This window comes from Bradyrhizobium sp. 199 (assembly GCF_023073355.1).
GTDB lineage: Bacteria > Pseudomonadota > Alphaproteobacteria > Rhizobiales > Xanthobacteraceae > Bradyrhizobium.
This window is the reverse complement of record NZ_JADPJI010000002.1, coordinates 1-14,634: the sequence shown is the minus strand read 5'-3', so window position 1 is coordinate 14,634 and position 14,634 is coordinate 1. Positions and strand designations below refer to the sequence as shown.

15 protein-coding genes and 1 pseudogene are annotated in these 14,634 nt (G+C 63.5%); 8 read left to right on the top strand and 8 right to left on the bottom strand.

The features are described 5' to 3' along the window. Nucleotides 1-15 precede the first annotated feature (15 nt). The 7 genes and pseudogenes from ugpA to IVB28_RS00060 all read left to right on the top strand — a co-directional run bounded on the left by ugpA (nucleotide 16) and on the right by IVB28_RS00060 (nucleotide 4,860). On the top strand, nucleotides 16-897 hold the full coding sequence (gene ugpA, locus IVB28_RS00090) for a sn-glycerol-3-phosphate ABC transporter permease UgpA (protein ID WP_247524041.1): 882 nt from the start codon (nucleotides 16-18) through the stop codon (nucleotides 895-897). After that, the gene (ugpE, locus tag IVB28_RS00085; RefSeq protein WP_247524040.1) at nucleotides 897-1,745 is read left to right on the top strand and encodes a sn-glycerol-3-phosphate ABC transporter permease UgpE; all 849 of its coding nucleotides are present in this window, start codon (nucleotides 897-899) and stop codon (nucleotides 1,743-1,745) included. Before ugpA ends, ugpE begins: the two co-directional genes overlap by 1 nt. A 6-nt stretch (nucleotides 1,746-1,751) precedes the next feature. Next, nucleotides 1,752-2,834 (top strand): sn-glycerol-3-phosphate import ATP-binding protein UgpC, encoded by a 1,083-nt coding sequence (locus tag IVB28_RS00080; protein ID WP_247524039.1) that lies wholly within the window; start codon nucleotides 1,752-1,754, stop codon nucleotides 2,832-2,834. A 265-nt stretch (nucleotides 2,835-3,099) separates the two neighbouring features. Then, nucleotides 3,100-3,525 carry an Hsp20 family protein gene (locus IVB28_RS00075; protein ID WP_018323442.1) on the top strand — a complete coding sequence of 142 codons (426 nt, stop codon included), beginning with the start codon at nucleotides 3,100-3,102 and terminating at the stop codon, nucleotides 3,523-3,525. 50 nt (nucleotides 3,526-3,575) lie between these two features. Further along, nucleotides 3,576-3,848, top strand: coding sequence for a DUF1150 domain-containing protein (locus IVB28_RS00070; protein WP_007598581.1), 273 nt, complete (start codon nucleotides 3,576-3,578; stop codon nucleotides 3,846-3,848). Between the two features lie 124 nt (nucleotides 3,849-3,972). Beyond that, nucleotides 3,973-4,266: a type II toxin-antitoxin system Phd/YefM family antitoxin gene (locus tag IVB28_RS00065; protein ID WP_247524038.1), complete on the top strand. Its 294-nt coding sequence runs from the start codon at nucleotides 3,973-3,975 to the stop codon at nucleotides 4,264-4,266. Nucleotides 4,267-4,379: 113 nt separating this feature from the next. Next, nucleotides 4,380-4,860, top strand: a pseudogene (locus IVB28_RS00060) (GNAT family N-acetyltransferase). 30 nt (nucleotides 4,861-4,890) lie between these two features. On the opposite strand, the gene ptsN reads toward IVB28_RS00060, so the two are convergent. The 8 genes from ptsN to IVB28_RS00020 form a co-directional block, all read right to left on the bottom strand. Beyond that, nucleotides 4,891-5,352 carry a PTS IIA-like nitrogen regulatory protein PtsN gene (gene ptsN / locus IVB28_RS00055; protein ID WP_027514736.1) on the bottom strand — a complete coding sequence of 154 codons (462 nt, stop codon included), beginning with the start codon at nucleotides 5,350-5,352 and terminating at the stop codon, nucleotides 4,891-4,893. A 228-nt stretch (nucleotides 5,353-5,580) separates the two neighbouring features. Further along, the gene (gene raiA / locus IVB28_RS00050; RefSeq protein WP_247524037.1) at nucleotides 5,581-6,207 is read right to left on the bottom strand and encodes a ribosome-associated translation inhibitor RaiA; all 627 of its coding nucleotides are present in this window, start codon (nucleotides 6,205-6,207) and stop codon (nucleotides 5,581-5,583) included. A 197-nt stretch (nucleotides 6,208-6,404) separates the two neighbouring features. Continuing rightward, nucleotides 6,405-8,033 carry an RNA polymerase factor sigma-54 gene (gene rpoN / locus IVB28_RS00045; protein WP_247524036.1) on the bottom strand — a complete coding sequence of 543 codons (1,629 nt, stop codon included), beginning with the start codon at nucleotides 8,031-8,033 and terminating at the stop codon, nucleotides 6,405-6,407. A 91-nt stretch (nucleotides 8,034-8,124) separates the two neighbouring features. Then, nucleotides 8,125-9,135, bottom strand: a complete 1,011-nt coding sequence (lptB, locus tag IVB28_RS00040; protein WP_247524035.1) for an LPS export ABC transporter ATP-binding protein — start codon at nucleotides 9,133-9,135, stop codon at nucleotides 8,125-8,127. Between the two features lie 223 nt (nucleotides 9,136-9,358). Next, nucleotides 9,359-10,084 (bottom strand): LptA/OstA family protein, encoded by a 726-nt coding sequence (locus IVB28_RS00035; RefSeq protein WP_247524034.1) that lies wholly within the window; start codon nucleotides 10,082-10,084, stop codon nucleotides 9,359-9,361. Between the two features lie 5 nt (nucleotides 10,085-10,089). Next, nucleotides 10,090-10,818 (bottom strand): LPS export ABC transporter periplasmic protein LptC, encoded by a 729-nt coding sequence (gene lptC, locus IVB28_RS00030; RefSeq protein ID WP_247524033.1) that lies wholly within the window; start codon nucleotides 10,816-10,818, stop codon nucleotides 10,090-10,092. Between the two features lie 135 nt (nucleotides 10,819-10,953). Further along, nucleotides 10,954-11,568: a ribonuclease D gene (locus tag IVB28_RS00025; RefSeq protein ID WP_247524032.1), complete on the bottom strand. Its 615-nt coding sequence runs from the start codon at nucleotides 11,566-11,568 to the stop codon at nucleotides 10,954-10,956. 104 nt (nucleotides 11,569-11,672) lie between these two features. Then, nucleotides 11,673-12,956 (bottom strand): UbiA family prenyltransferase, encoded by a 1,284-nt coding sequence (locus tag IVB28_RS00020; RefSeq protein WP_247524031.1) that lies wholly within the window; start codon nucleotides 12,954-12,956, stop codon nucleotides 11,673-11,675. 402 nt (nucleotides 12,957-13,358) lie between these two features. Between IVB28_RS00020 and IVB28_RS00015 the strand changes: the two genes are divergently transcribed. Continuing rightward, on the top strand, nucleotides 13,359-14,630 hold the full coding sequence (locus IVB28_RS00015; protein WP_247524030.1) for an MFS transporter: 1,272 nt from the start codon (nucleotides 13,359-13,361) through the stop codon (nucleotides 14,628-14,630). Nucleotides 14,631-14,634: the final 4 nt, after the last annotated feature.

Sequence of the window (14,634 nt, the reverse complement as noted above, 5' to 3'; positions counted from 1 at the left end):
CCGCCCTGGGGCATCATGCAAAAGCAAGCCATTTTCCAATCGAAGCTGTTGCCGTACGCGCTGGTTGCGCCGCAGCTCGCGATCGTCCTGATTTTCTTCTACTGGCCCGCCTTGCAGGCGGTGATCCAGTCCTTCCTGCTGCAGGATGCGTTCGGACTTTCGACGACCTTTGTCTGGTTCGACAATTACATCGAGCTCTTGAAGGACCGCGCCTATTTCAAGGCGATCGTGCGGACCTTCTTCTTCTCGTTCGCCATCGCCGTGTCGTCGCTGTCGTTTGCGCTGCTGCTTGCCGTAATGGCGGACAAGCCGCTGCGCGGTTCGATGCTCTACCGCACGCTGCTGATCTGGCCGTATGCGGTGGCACCGCCGGTCGTCGGCGTGCTCTGGATCTTCATGCTGCACCCCTCGCTCGGCATCATCGCGCGCTATTTGCGCGCAATGGGGGTCGACTGGAATCCGCTGCTCGACGGCGACCAGGCGGCAACGCTGATCATCCTCGCCGCCGCCTGGAAGCAGATCTCGTACAACTTCCTGTTCTTCCTCGCCGGCCTGCAAAGCATCCCGCGAAGCGTGCTCGAGGCCGCCGCGATCGACGGCGCCCGCCCGATGCGCCGGTTCTGGACCGTGACCTTCCCGCTGCTGTCGCCGACGATCTTCTTCCTGCTGGTCGTCAACATCGTCTACGCCTTCTTCGACACGTTCGGCATCATCGACACCATGACCCGCGGCGGTCCGGGCACGTCGACGGTCACGCTGGTCTACAAGGTCTATTCCGACGGCCTGCTCGGCGGCAACCTCGGCAGCTCGGCGGCGCAATCGGTGATCCTGATGATCATGGTCATCGTGCTGACCGGAATCCAGTTCCGCTTCGTCGAACGCAAGGTGACCTACTGATGGTCGAAGAAGAGGGCTTCCGGCGCTACGTCGCGCATATCATTCTCTGGATCGGGATCGCGATTGTCGCGTTCCCCGTCTACATCGCGATTGTCGCCTCGAGCCAGGACAACGCGCTGATCGCGAACGGGCAGATGTCGCTGCTGCCCGGCGGGCATTTCTTCGAAACCTATTACCAGACCATCTTCGTCGGCACGAGCGGCTCGACCCGCGAGCCGGTCGGCAACATGATGCTGAACTCGCTCGTGATGGCGCTGCTGATCGCGGTCGGAAAAATCGCGATCTCGATCATCTCGGCCTATGCGATCGTGTATTTCCGCTTTCCGTTCCGGATGCCGATCTTCTGGATCATCTTCATTACTTTGATGCTTCCGGTCGAGGTCCGTATCTATCCGACCTACAAGATCGTCGCCGATCTGCACATGCTCGACAGCTATGCCGGCCTGTCGCTGCCGCTGATCGCCTCGGCCACGGCGACGCTGCTGTTCCGCCAGTTCTTCATGACGGTGCCGGACGAGCTCCTGGAAGCTTCGCGCATCGACGGCGCGGGTCCCTTCCGCTTCTTCTGGGATACGCTGCTGCCGCTGTCGCGCACCAACATGGCCGCGCTGTTCGTGATCCTGTTCATCCTTGGCTGGAATCAATATCTCTGGCCGCTGCTGATCACCACCCGCGACGACATGCAGACCATCCAGATCGGCATCCGCAAGATGATCACCACCACCGATGCATTGACCGAATGGCCGGTCGTGATGGCGACAGCCGTGCTCGCGATGCTGCCGCCGGTCTTCGTCGTCGTCGTCATGCAGAAATTGTTCGTGCGCGGTCTGGTCGAGACGGAGAAGTAGAGAGTTATGGCCAACGTCACCCTGCGCAACGTCCGCAAGACCTATCCCGGCGGCTTCGAGGCCATCAAGGGCGTCGATGTCGATGTCGGCGACGGACAGTTCTGCGTGCTGGTCGGTCCCTCCGGCTGCGGCAAGTCCACGCTGCTGCGCATGGTCGCAGGGCTCGAAACCATCACCGGCGGCGAGATCGACATCGGCGGCCGCATCGTCAACCAGATCGAGCCCGCCGACCGCGACATCGCGATGGTGTTCCAGAACTACGCGCTCTATCCGCATATGAGCGTCTTCAATAACATGGCCTACGGCCTGCGCAACCGCGGCATGAAGGAGGACGAGGTCAAGTCCCGCGTCGACGAAGCCGCGCGCGTGCTCGAACTTACGTCAATGCTGGAGCGCAAGCCGCGCCAGCTCTCCGGCGGTCAGCGCCAGCGCGTCGCCATGGGCCGCGCCATCGTGCGCCAGCCAAAGGTGTTCCTGTTCGACGAGCCGCTCTCGAACCTCGACGCCAAGCTGCGCATTGCGATGCGCGTCGAGATCCGTAAATTGCAGCGCCGGCTCAACACGACCTCGATCTACGTCACCCACGACCAGCTTGAAGCCATGACGCTCGCCGACATTCTCGTCGTGATGAATGGCGGCCAGGTCGAGCAGGTCGGCAATCCCCTTGCGATATACGAGAAGCCGGCGACCACCTTCGTCGCTTCCTTCATCGGCGCACCGCCGATGAATTTGATGTCGACGCGCCCCGACGAGATCAAATCGCAGCTCGGCACCAGCGCGGGCGAAGCCATCCTCGGCATCCGCCCGGAAGATTTCGTGATCACCGACCAGACCCCGGCCGGCGGCGTCGCCTTGCCGCTGACCGTGGAAGCGATCGAGCGCGTCGGCGCCGAAACCTTCATCTACGGCTCACGCGAGCAGGAAGAGCAGCGCATCGCCGCCACGCCAGGCGAACTGCCGCCCGGCGAGATCATCGTCCGCATTCCCGGAACCGAAGCCCCTGCCATCGGCGCGAAAATCCGGGTCGCGGCGGTGCGGGCAAAGCTGCATTTGTTCAGCGCTGACGGGCGGACGCGGATCGAAGCCTGACCGGTTCCCACGGCCCTGCCAACAACAAGTGCGAAAACAACCCCATGCACAGTAGAAGGGGGCTTGTTTTCATTGGGATAAATTACGAGCCGATTTCGTCATTCCCAGACTTGTCCCGCCTGCATGGCCATGATGAGAGGGAAGCGGCACCCACAGTCCCGCTACCTGCTTGAACCAACACGGGAACATGCCCATATTGCTGATCAAGGGGTGCCGCTTGCGGGCCCTGATGCACCAAAGTCGCTTCGAGAGGACTTTGTAAACTATGTCTCGTGTTCCAACGCTCTCCAGTCCGTTCCTACTGGGCTTCGACGAGATCGAGCGCGTGCTCGATCGGGTCGTCAAAGGCGCCGACGGTTATCCTCCGTACAATATCGAGAGGTGCGGCGGCGCGGACGGCCAGCCCGAGCGTTTGCGCATCACGCTGGCGGTCGCCGGATTCACCCGCGACCAACTCGATGTAACCATTGAGGAAAACCAGCTCGTGATCCGTGGGCGGCAGCAGGACGACAAGTCCCGGCAATACATCCATCGCGGCATCGCCGCGCGCCACTTCCAGCGCACCTTCGTGCTGGCGGAGGGGATGCTGGTGCTGGGTGCGGATCTGAAGAACGGGCTTTTGTCGATCGATCTTGCGCGGCCTGAACCGGAGAGGATCGTTAAGACAATCGCTATCAATGAGCACGAATAATGGAACGAGTAGCGGACTCGACCGCTTAGTGTTCCAGAGGAGTCGAGACCATGAGTGAAGGTCACGTTGCGTTCGAATACGAAGCCAAGAACGTCTCGCCCGAGACGCTGGCAACCCTCGGCGAAGGTCATATCGCCTATGTGAAGCAGATCCGTTCGGAAGACGTGCCGGGCCTGTTTCCCGAAGCACCGAAAATCGCGCCGGGCCTCAAGCTCTTCGCGCTCCACGCCGCCGACGGCACGCCAATCATGCTGACCGACAGCCGCGAAGCCGCGATCGCCAACGCCTGGAGCAACGAGTTGCAAGCGGTGAGCGTGCACTGAGCGCACGCGCGTCGCACGAATAGGGTTTCAAGCGGGCATGCCTTCGCAGGAGGGCGTGCCCGTTTCGCTTTGGGCAGGAATTCGGACGCTCTAAATTCTGGTTGATTCAGCCAGAAAGAACAACATGACCGCGAAGCGTCCCTCGTCGAAGAAGGGCACTGAATCCAGACGATGGAGCCTTCAGGATGCGAAGACGCACCTGAGCCAAATTGTCAGAGAGGCCCAACGCTCCGGACCGCAGCGCGTTACACTTCACGGGAAGGACGCCGCGGTCATTGTCGCGCTAGAGGAATTTGACCGCCTCCAGCGGCCCGTAAGCGGGCCCGACATCGTCACCGCCTTGGCCAAATCTCCGTTGGGCGACCTGAAATTCGAACGCCTGACGATCAAATCCAGGGTTCGGGATGTCGAGCTTTGAGAGGATGGCAGGAGACGCGGATGCGACCGCCCATGACGCTCGACGCAATATCAAATTTGTAACTGAGGCGGCTGGTAGATCGTCGGCATGAACACGAGATTGCATCCGTCCCGATCACCCAGTTCGATATTTCACGCGGCGCGCCGCTCTGTGACGCCCTGCTTACGCTCAACAACAGCCATGCAGAGGAATTGTCATGGCTTGAGCGCGAGCAGCTGCAAGATCTCGTCTCGCAAGCCTTTTACGCGTTCAGGATTGGCCATCTTGATGCTTTCCTGATTGCATTCGATCAAGACGGACAATACGACAGCCCGAACTTCCTGTGGTTTCGATCCGCTACGCGCGCTTTGTCTATGTTGACCGGATCGTGGTCGCAGCAGCCGCACGCGGCGTGGGATGCGCGCGCCGGCGTTATGCCGACCTGTTCGATCGCGCGGTGGAGGCTGGGCACGATCGCATCGTCTGCGAAGTCAATCACCAGCCGCCGAATCCGGCGTCGGACGCGTTTCACGCCGCATTGGATTTGCCGAGGTTGTCAGCGCAAGCATTGACAACGGAAGCAAGACGGTACGCTATCTCGCGCGCACCCTCTAACCACACCCAAAGAAAGCTGATTGAGCGGCCTTAAGCCGCCGTCGCCGGCGGCAGCGCCAGCACCGAATAGATTGCCTGGGCATCGCGCGAGGCGCGGAGCTTCTTGGCGATGTCCTGGTCGCGCAGGAGGCGGGCGATGCGGGCGAGCGCCTTGAGGTGATCGGCGCCGGCGCCTTCGGGGGCGAGCAGCAGGAAGACGAGATCGACCGGCTGGCCGTCCATCGATTCGAAATCGATCGGGCGATCGAGCCGCGCGAACAGGCCGAAGATCTTTTCGAGCTTGGGCAGCTTGCCGTGCGGAATGGCGACGCCGTAGCCAACCGCGGTGGTGCCGAGCTTCTCCCGCTGCAGCAACACCTCGAACACGGAGCGCTCGTTCTGCCCGGTCAGCTCGGCGGCCTTGGCCGCGAGCTCCTGCAAGGCCTGCTTCTTGCTGTTGACCTTCAATGCCGGGAGAATCGCCTCGGGTGCGACCAGATCGGTAATCGGCATGGAGGCTTTCCGAGGTGAATTAAACCGTCAGGTTCCGATTTGGCCAGCTTGATAGACCAAGCCGAGCCGGCGTCAATAACATGAAGCAGGAGGGGGACTTAGCCGGAAGTCCTGCCAAGTCCAGATGTGGGGGGCTTCTACTCCAACGCAATCCCGGTGCCAACTCCCGCGTGCGGCTTTGCCACGGTCATTGTTAAGGGGCCGGGATCGTACGGACCCCGCCTCGGCCTAGCGGCCCGCCTTGCCGTCGATCTTGCCGTCGCTCGTGTCGTCCATCTTGGCCCCGGGCGGATCGATCCAGCCCACATTGCCGTCCGCACGGCGGTAAATGATGTTCACCCGGCCCGAAGAGCCATGCTGGAACACCAGGCAAGGCGCTCCGCTGAGATCGAGTTCCATGACCGCCTCGCTGACTGACAGCGGTCTCAGCGAAGTGGTCGCCTCGGCGATGATGACGGGGCTGTAGCCGGTGACCTCGTCCTCGCCCTCCGGCGCCTCCAGCACATAGCTCGTCGCGTCAAGCGCAGCCATCGCCTCGGAGGCGACATGGGCCTTGCGGGCGGAGCGGTCCTTGAGCCGGTTCTTGTAGCGGCGCAGCCGCTTCTCGATCATCACCAGCGCCTGGTCGGCGCTGGCATAGGCGTCCGGCGCGTTCGAATCGGCCTCCAGCGTAATCCCGGAATCGAGGTGCAGGGCGCAATCGGTACGGAAGCCGAAGCCGTCCTTGCTGAGCGTGATGTGGCCGGAATAATTGCCGTCGAAATATTTGCGCAGCACCTCGTCGGTGCGCTCGGCCACGCGGCCGCGCAGGGCCTCGCCGACGCTGATGCTCTTGCCCGAAATCCGAAGACTCATGGATGCCTCGCTTGGTTTGCTCTTCAGCTGCGACGACGCATCATCGCAGCAGAAGTCGTTCCCTGCGCATGATCTCCCCACGAACACTTTCCGCGTTTGTCGGGAGGGGAAACCGCTGTGCGCTTTTCAGGATCATGCGCGTGCCTGGATCGGTTGCAAAGAGGAGCCGAGAGTAGCGCGATTTCGCGCCAGCGCAATCAGGCCGGTTCGGGATTGCGGGAACGATCGGACAAGGCGGTGGAGAGGACGTTACCAAGGGCGCTCTGCTTGTCGCGGCGGCGTTGCACCGAGGAGGGTATGCGCATGGCTTCGCGGTACTTCGCGACCGTGCGGCGGGCGATATCAATGCCCGAGCCGCGCAAGCGTTCCACGATGGTGTCGTCCGACAGGATCGCCGCGGGTGCTTCCGAATCGATCAGCTGCTTGATGTGATGGCGCACGGCTTCCGCGGAATGCGCCTCGCCGCCGTCGGCCGAGGCGATGGAGGCCGTGAAGAAATATTTCAGCTCGAATGTGCCGCGATTTGTCGCCATGTATTTGTTGGCGGTGACGCGCGACACCGTGGATTCATGCATCTGAATGGCGTCGGCGACGGCCTTCAGATTGAGCGGACGCAAATGCGCCACGCCGCGGGTGAAGAAGCCATCCTGCTGGCGCACGATCTCGGTTGCAACCTTCAGGATGGTGCGGGCGCGCTGATCGAGCGCGCGCACCAGCCAGGTCGCGTTCTGCAGCGCATCGGTGAAATAGGACTTGTCGCCGTCCTTACCGATCTTCTTCGACAGCTGGGAATAGTAGGTCTGGTTGACCAGCACGCGCGGCAAGGTGTCGCTGTTGAGCTCGACATGCCAGCCGCCATCGGGACCCGGGCGGACATAGACGTCAGGCACCATGGTCTGCAAACGCGCCGAGCCGAACTTCATGCCGGGCTTGGGATTGAGGCGGCGGATCTCGCCGATCATGTCGGCGATGTCCTCGTCGTCGACGCCGCAGATCTTGCGCAAGGCCACGATGTCTCGCTTGGCGAGGAGATCGAGATGCTCGACCAGGGCCTGCATTGCGGGATCATAGCGGTCGAGCTCGCGGAGCTGGATCGCAAGGCATTCGCTGAGAGATCGCGCGCAGACGCCGGGCGGATCGAATTTTTGCAGCACGGCAAGGACGCCCTCGACGTCGGCTTGCGATGCGCCAAGACGCTCGGCGGCCTGGCCGAGATCGCTCGGCAGATAGCCGGCCTCGTCGACGAGGTCGATCAGATATTGGCCGATCATGCGCTGCGCAGGCCCGGTGAAGGCGACTGACAGCTGCTCGGCGAGATGGTCCGACAGGGTCAATTCCGCGGCGACGAAGGCCTCGAGATTGTAGTCCTCATCGCCGGAGGCGCCGCCGCCCCATTCGGTGTAGGTCGTCGGCGCCGCGTCCTGGGCATTGCGTGCCGCAGCCTCGGCCGGCTCCTCGGAGAAGACGTTGTCCAGGCCCGTGTCCAGGGTCTGCTCGATCTCGGCGCGGGTGCCGAGATCCTTGCTCATCCATTCTTCCTGGCCCGGCTCGAACGCCTCGGCAGGGCCGCCAAAGCCGTCGTCACCCTGACCGTCACCTCCGCCAGCCTCGTCGCCATCGCCATACTGGCCGGCGTCAGTGGGAGTCTCGCCCGCGGGGGCCTCGTCATTGGCCCGTTCCAGCAGGGGGTTACGCTCGAGTTCCTCTTCCACGAACGTCGTGAGATCGAGATTGGACAATTGCAGCAGTTTGATCGCCTGCATCAACTGCGGCGTCATGACCAGCGACTGCGATTGCCGGAACTCTAATCTCTGCGTAAGCGCCATGAAGCAAGAAACCGATCCAAAAAAGTTGGTCCGATTTTTGCTTATCCTAGTCCGGGCCCGATGTACACGTCTTGACGAGACGCAAAATGGGCTAGAGGCGGAATTCCTCGCCAAGGTAAAGGCGGCGCACGTCCGGATCGGCCACGATTTCCTCCGGGCTCCCCTCGGTCAGGATTTCGCCGGCATAGACGATATAGGCGCGATCGGTGAGGCCGAGCGTCTCGCGGACATTGTGGTCGGTGATGAGCACGCCGATGCCGCGATTGGTGAGATGGCGGACGAGGTCCTGGATGTCGCCGACCGCGATCGGGTCGATGCCGGCGAAGGGCTCGTCGAGCAGCATGTAGTTCGGACGCGTCGCCAGCGCACGCGCGATCTCGACGCGACGCCGCTCGCCGCCGGATAGCGCGATCGAGGGCGATTTGCGCAGCCGCGTGATGTTGAATTCATCGAGCAGCGAGTCGAGCTGTTGCTCGCGCTTCTTGCGCGAGGGCTCGACCACTTCGAGCACGGCACGGATGTTCTGCTCGACGGTGAGGCCGCGGAAAATCGAGGCTTCCTGCGGCAGATAGCCGATGCCGAGCCGCGCGCGCTGATACATCGGGAGTTTCGTGACATCGTGGCCGTCGAGCTCGATCGCACCGTCGTCAGCCTTGATCAGGCCGGTGATCATGTAGAACACGGTGGTCTTGCCGGCGCCGTTCGGGCCGAGCAAGCCGACCGCTTCGCCGCGCCGCACATAGATGCTGACGCCGCGCACCACCTGCCGGCTGCCGAAGGCTTTTTTCACGCCATGGACGGCCAGGAAACCCGGCCGCTTCAGGAGCTGCGGTTCGCCCGCGCCATTGGACCTGCCGGCAGCCCTGACGGGGTGAACCGCCTGCGGCGGCTCGGGTTGATAGTCGGCTTGATAGTCGTCCTCGTAGTCCCCCTGGAACTGGTCGGGCGCATGGATCGCCTGGTCGCGGGCCATCGGCGGCGCGTCCCGGATCGGACTGGTCACGAGCCCGCTGTCGGCGAGCGCGGTGATGTCCTGACGCGCAAATCCTGGCCGGCCGCGCTTGGCGGGGCGCCGACGGAACATGCTGAAGAGATCGACCATCCCCGCCTTCTAGCCCTTTCGCGACGATCCTGCGCGAATTCGCGCGATCTGCCGCACCGGTCGTTCGATTCGCCGATGCAGCATGAGTGAAGGGATGTCTCATGCCCAGTGAAACACGCCCGGAAAGCGGCGGACCCCGCTTCGAAAGCCCTGCGCGCTAGATACAGTCTCGCCGGCCAAGCTTCAACCTCGGTTCGGCCGTATCCGAGCCAAGCCGTTGAGTTCATTTCGGTTTACTTGCACCAGGCAATTGCAAAGGCGGCGCCCCGCCGGGCTTGCCGGCTTGTCCCCCCGGGCCGCAATCGTTGCCGCCGCCCTGCGGCAGCAGGGCCTGAACCCGGCCGTTGTCGGATTCCACCCGCGAGACGCCCGTCGTCATGTCGACCATCAAACGGTCGCCGCGCAGCACGTTCTTGCATTGCGTCAGGACGACCTGGCCGCCACCGCCGAGCATGGTGATGAGATTGGTCCTGGTGTCGAACACGGCGGTCTCGCCGGTCACCACCTGGTCCTTCTGGGTGACCACGACATTGCCGCGCGCCTCCAGCCTCTTGATCGAGGAACTGCCGCCCGGGCCCGGCTGCGCCGATTGCATCGGCGCCGCCTTCGCGCCCTTCGCCGCCGGCTGCGGCGTCGCGGGCTTGTCCCCACCCGAGTCGTAAAACACCACCAGCGTCTTCGAGGTCATGGTGGTGTCGCCCTGCACGACCTTCACATTGCCGGCGAAGGTCGCCTCCTTCTTCTTGTCGCGCATCTCGAGCGAGGCGGCCTCGATCTGGATCGGCTGGTCGCGGTTTTGCGAAAAGCCCTGCATCGCGTTGGGCACGCCCTGCATCGTGCTCTGCGCGAGGGCCGCACCGCCCGCGACCAGCGCGACGCCGACTGCAAGTGCGGCCGCGCTGACGATGGCGCACCGCTTGTCGTCGCTGCGCGAAAAAGTCTTGGTCATGAAAATCATCTTGAGTTGGCAGATTTGTTCTGAGGCGTACGTGTCTTCGCCGGCGGCGCGCGCTCGGCTGGCGCAGGCTGGGCGGCGGCGGGCTCATCCAGCTTGTCCAGATGCATCACCACATTGCCTTCGAAGCGGATGACGTCGCCGCCTTCGGTGATGCGGAGCTTGTCAGCGGTCAGCGTGCCGTTGGTCAACTTGACGTCGACATGCTCGTCCGACGAAACAGTACCCTTGCCCATGTCGACGAACGCGGAGTTCAGCCGCGCCTCATAGCCGGTCGAGGTGCGCAGGAAGATGTCCTTGTGCAGATCGAGCTGCTGCTGCTTGTTGTCGAAGCGGCCGGTGCGCGCATCGAGGAACAGGGTGGATTGATCCTCCATCAGCACCTTGGCGCGCAGGTCTTTGAGATCGACATGATCGGGGTCGGTGACGTCCTGGGTCGCAGTCTTGGCCCAGAGCTCGTAGGGCCGCTGGTCCGGCGTGAAGCCGGACAGATGCGGCGACTCCATGGTGATCTTGGTGCCCGACACCACCATATTTTCAACGGTGAGCGGCAGCTCCGGAATCCGGAACTTGTTGAAGAACGCGATGTAGATGATCACGGCCATGGCCACGACCACCGTTGCCGGCACCGAGACGCGCAAAATCTGCACCAGGCGGCTGTGCCGCGCCGCGCTGGCAAACTTCGCCGCAAGCGCGGCGTCGTAGGTGGGATTCTGGGCCGAATTCACCTGGGTTCCTGAGGTGTCGCTCGCCTGGTCCGGTTGAGGCGCGCCCCATTGTACCCGGCGGCGCCAAAATATGCAGCCCGCGACAGGCTGTTACGAAAGTGTCCGAAACGGGGCGGCAATTCCCGCCAAGGGGCCTCAGGAGTGCGCGAAAATGTCCTCTTCCGCCCAGCCCTGGAGGTCGAGCAGGGCACGGGTCGGCAGGAAATCGAAACAGGTCTTGGCAAGCTGGGTGCGGCCTTCCCGCACCAGCATGGCATCGAGCCGCTCGCGCAGGGCATGCAGATGCAGCACGTCGGAGGCGGCATAGGCGAGCTGCGGCTCGGTCAGGCTGTCTGACCCCCAGTCGCTGGACTGCTGCTGCTTGGAGAGGTCGACATTGAGCACCTCGCGCACGAGGTCCTTGAGGCCATGGCGGTCGGTATAGGTGCGGACTAGGCGGGAGGCGATCTTGGTGCAGTAGATCGGCCCGGTCATGACGCCAAAGGTCTGGTACAGCACCGCGACGTCGAACCGCGCAAAGTGGAAGATCTTGGTGATCTCGGGATTGGCCAGCAGGGCCTTCAGGTTCGGCGCGTCGGTGTGCCCCTTCGGGATCTGCACCACGTCGGCGCTGCCGTCGCCGGGCGAGAGCTGCACCACGCAGAGCCGGTCACGGTGCGGATTCAGCCCCATGGTCTCGGTATCGATCGCCACCGCTCCGCTGTAGCGCGTGAGGTCAGGCAGGTCACCGCGGTGCAGGCGTACGGTCATGGCGTTTCAAAACCTCGGGTCGAATCGGTGCGTCGGCATCATAACGAATTCGAATTGCCGGCGATGTAGCCATTGCCGGCGGGCCGCGCAAGCACGGGGTTCGGTCAGATCGCCGCCAGCATGATGCAGATCATCGCCGCGACCGTGACGCGGCTGGGACCGTCGCGGAAGGCGTACAGGATCGGGTCATCCGGCATCTCGCGGCGATGCGCCATCATCAGGGCGCGGCCGAACCAGTAGAGCAGCAGCGGGTTGAGCAGCCACAGCATCCAGGGCCGGCTGTACAGCGGCATCACCGCGGTCGAGGAGACGTAGAGCGAGAACACGGTCACCGCATTCATCGCGCTCGCCGCCGCCATCGCGGCGATGATCTGCAGATCGGTGACGCGATAGTCGCGGTTGGAGGGATCGGCTAGCCCTGCGCTCTCGCGCATGCTGAGCTCGCTGAACCGCTTGATCAGCGCCAGCGAGGTGAACACGAACAGCGAAAAGATCAGCAGCCATTCCGACAGCACCACGCCGACGCCGACCGCGCCGGCGATGATGCGCAGGCTGTAGAGACCGGCGAGCGTGACGATGTCGACCAGCATCTTGCGCTTGAGCACGAGCGAATAGGCGATCGTGGTGGCAAGATAGGCGCCGAGCACGCCGAGAAACAGCGGCGAGATGCAGAGGCCGGCTGCGGCCGCAAACAGCCACAGCGCAGGGATCGCAAGCAGCGCCGAGGAGATCGGCAAATCGCCGGCCGCGAGCGCGCGATGGCGCTTGCTCGGATGCTGCCGGTCGGCCGCGAGATCGAGCAGATCGTTCATCAGATAGGCGCCGGACGCACAGGCCGAGAACGCCAGGAACGCCAGCAGCGCGGAGCCGAAGCTTGCAAGGTTCAGCTGATGCGCGGTGATGACAGGCACGAACACCAGCGTGTTCTTGGCGTATTGATAGACGCGCAGCGCCTTCGCCCAGGTCTTCAGGCTCGCTCTGCTTCTGCCGCGATTTTCAACGTGCTCGATGGAGGCACGATCGAAGGGCAGGCTGCCCGCAGCGAGTTCGGCCGGGGTGACGACGCCGTCGAAACCGAGATGCGCGGCGATGCCCGCAGCATGCTCGGCGAAACGATCCGCCACCAGATAGATCTTCTCGCCCCGCGCCCGCGCGGCCAGCGCCTGGTTCAGCACGTCGGAATCATAGGGCAGATGAGCGTAGTCGATCTCGGCCCGCGCCAGGATATCGGTAAGCGCGGCCATGCCCGGCCGTCCGCCCGCACCGAAGCGGGCGAGCATGAGGGCGGGCCGGCTGAAGAGCGCTTCCATCAGCAGCTCGGAGCGCAACAGCGCGCCTTCGAGATCGATGACGAGCGTCCGCGCAGCCGCCGCCGTGGCCGACGGCATGGACGCGCCAGAATCATATGGCCGGGCAGGGAGCTCCATCCGAAAAAACGCTCTGACTTGCCGCAAACTGACCGGCCCAAAGGGATGGCCGGGGAGCAGGGAAATGGACGGCCGCAAGCCTAGGGCGCATTCGCTAAAGGGGGCTTAATCGTCCCTCCACTCACACGAGCTAAGCCGGGGCCTGCGGAGCGCAGATTGCGATCACCGCGCCCAGCGCCGCGGCGAAACAGCCGGTCGCGGAGAAGCCGGGCGGTTCGTGGGATCGCGGGCTGTTGCACGGATCCCACAACTTGACGCGAGTTCAGGTTCCGGCAGGAACGAGGGCCGCGCGCCCCGTGAAAATCGTGCGGGCCCACCCCATTTGCCAGTTTCGCTCCCCCGCTCCCGACGGAATCGAGACCCATGACCGAACAGACGCTCGCTGCGCCTATCGAGGAGCCATCGGAACGCCCGCGCGGCTTCTCGCGCTATCAGGCGCTTCTCATCGCGCTGCTCGCGTTCACGCAGTTCACGATCATTCTCGACTTCATCATCATGTCGCCGCTCGGCGCCATCCTGATGCCCGCGCTCGACATCACGGCCACTCAATTCGGCGTCGCGGTGTCGGCCTACGCGTTCAGTGCGGGCGTTTCGGGCGTGCTGGCCGCCGGCTTTGCCGATCGCTTCGACCGCAAGCGCCTGCTGCTGTTCTTCTATGTCGGCTTCACGCTCGGCACCCTGCTCTGCGCCGCCGCGCCGAATTACCACGTGCTGCTGCTCGGCCGCATCGTGACGGGGTTGTTCGGCGGGGTGATCGGCTCGGTCGTACTGGCCATCGTCACCGATCTGTTCGCGCTGCATCTGCGCGGCCGCGTGATGGGCTTCATCCAGACGGCGTTTGCCGCGAGTCAGGTGCTCGGCATTCCGGCCGGGCTGTTTCTCGCCAATCACTGGAGCTGGCATGTCTGCTTCATCGCGATTGTCATCGTGTCGATCGCGGCGATCATCATCATCGCCTTTGCGATGGAGCCGGTCGATGCGCATCTGAAGCTGAGGCAGGACAGAAACCCGTTCCGCCATTTGGTCGCAACGATCGGTGAGCCGCGCTATACGCTGGCCTTCGCCGTCACGACATTGCTGGCGACCGGCGGATACATGCTGATGCCGTTCTCCAGCGCCTTCACCGTCCACAATCTCGGCATCGACATCACCCATCTGCCGACGATCTATCTCGTCTCCGGCCTGTTCAGCATCGTCACGGGGCCGCTGGTCGGCCGCGCCAGCGATGCGTTCGGCAAATATCCGACCTTCGTGTTCGGCTGCGTGATGACCGTCATCATGGTGCTGATCTACACCCATCTCGGTCACGTCTCGCTCGTGACCGCGATCATCGTCAACGTGCTGATGTTCATCGGCATCTTTTCACGGATGATCCCATCACAGGCCCTGATGTCGGCAATCCCCGATCAAAGCCAGCGCGGCTCGTTCAGCGCGGTCAGCGCCTCGCTGCAGCAGCTCTCCGGCGGGCTCGGCTCGGTGCTCGCCGGCGCGATCATCGCGCAAGGGCCCGACGGCTCGCTGCTCCATTTCGACCGGATCGGCTACGTCGTCGTCACGACGACAATCGTCACGCTGGTAATGATGTATTTCGTGCAGAAGGCGGTGGCGGAGCGGGCGGGGAAGCGGGTGGTGTGAGGGG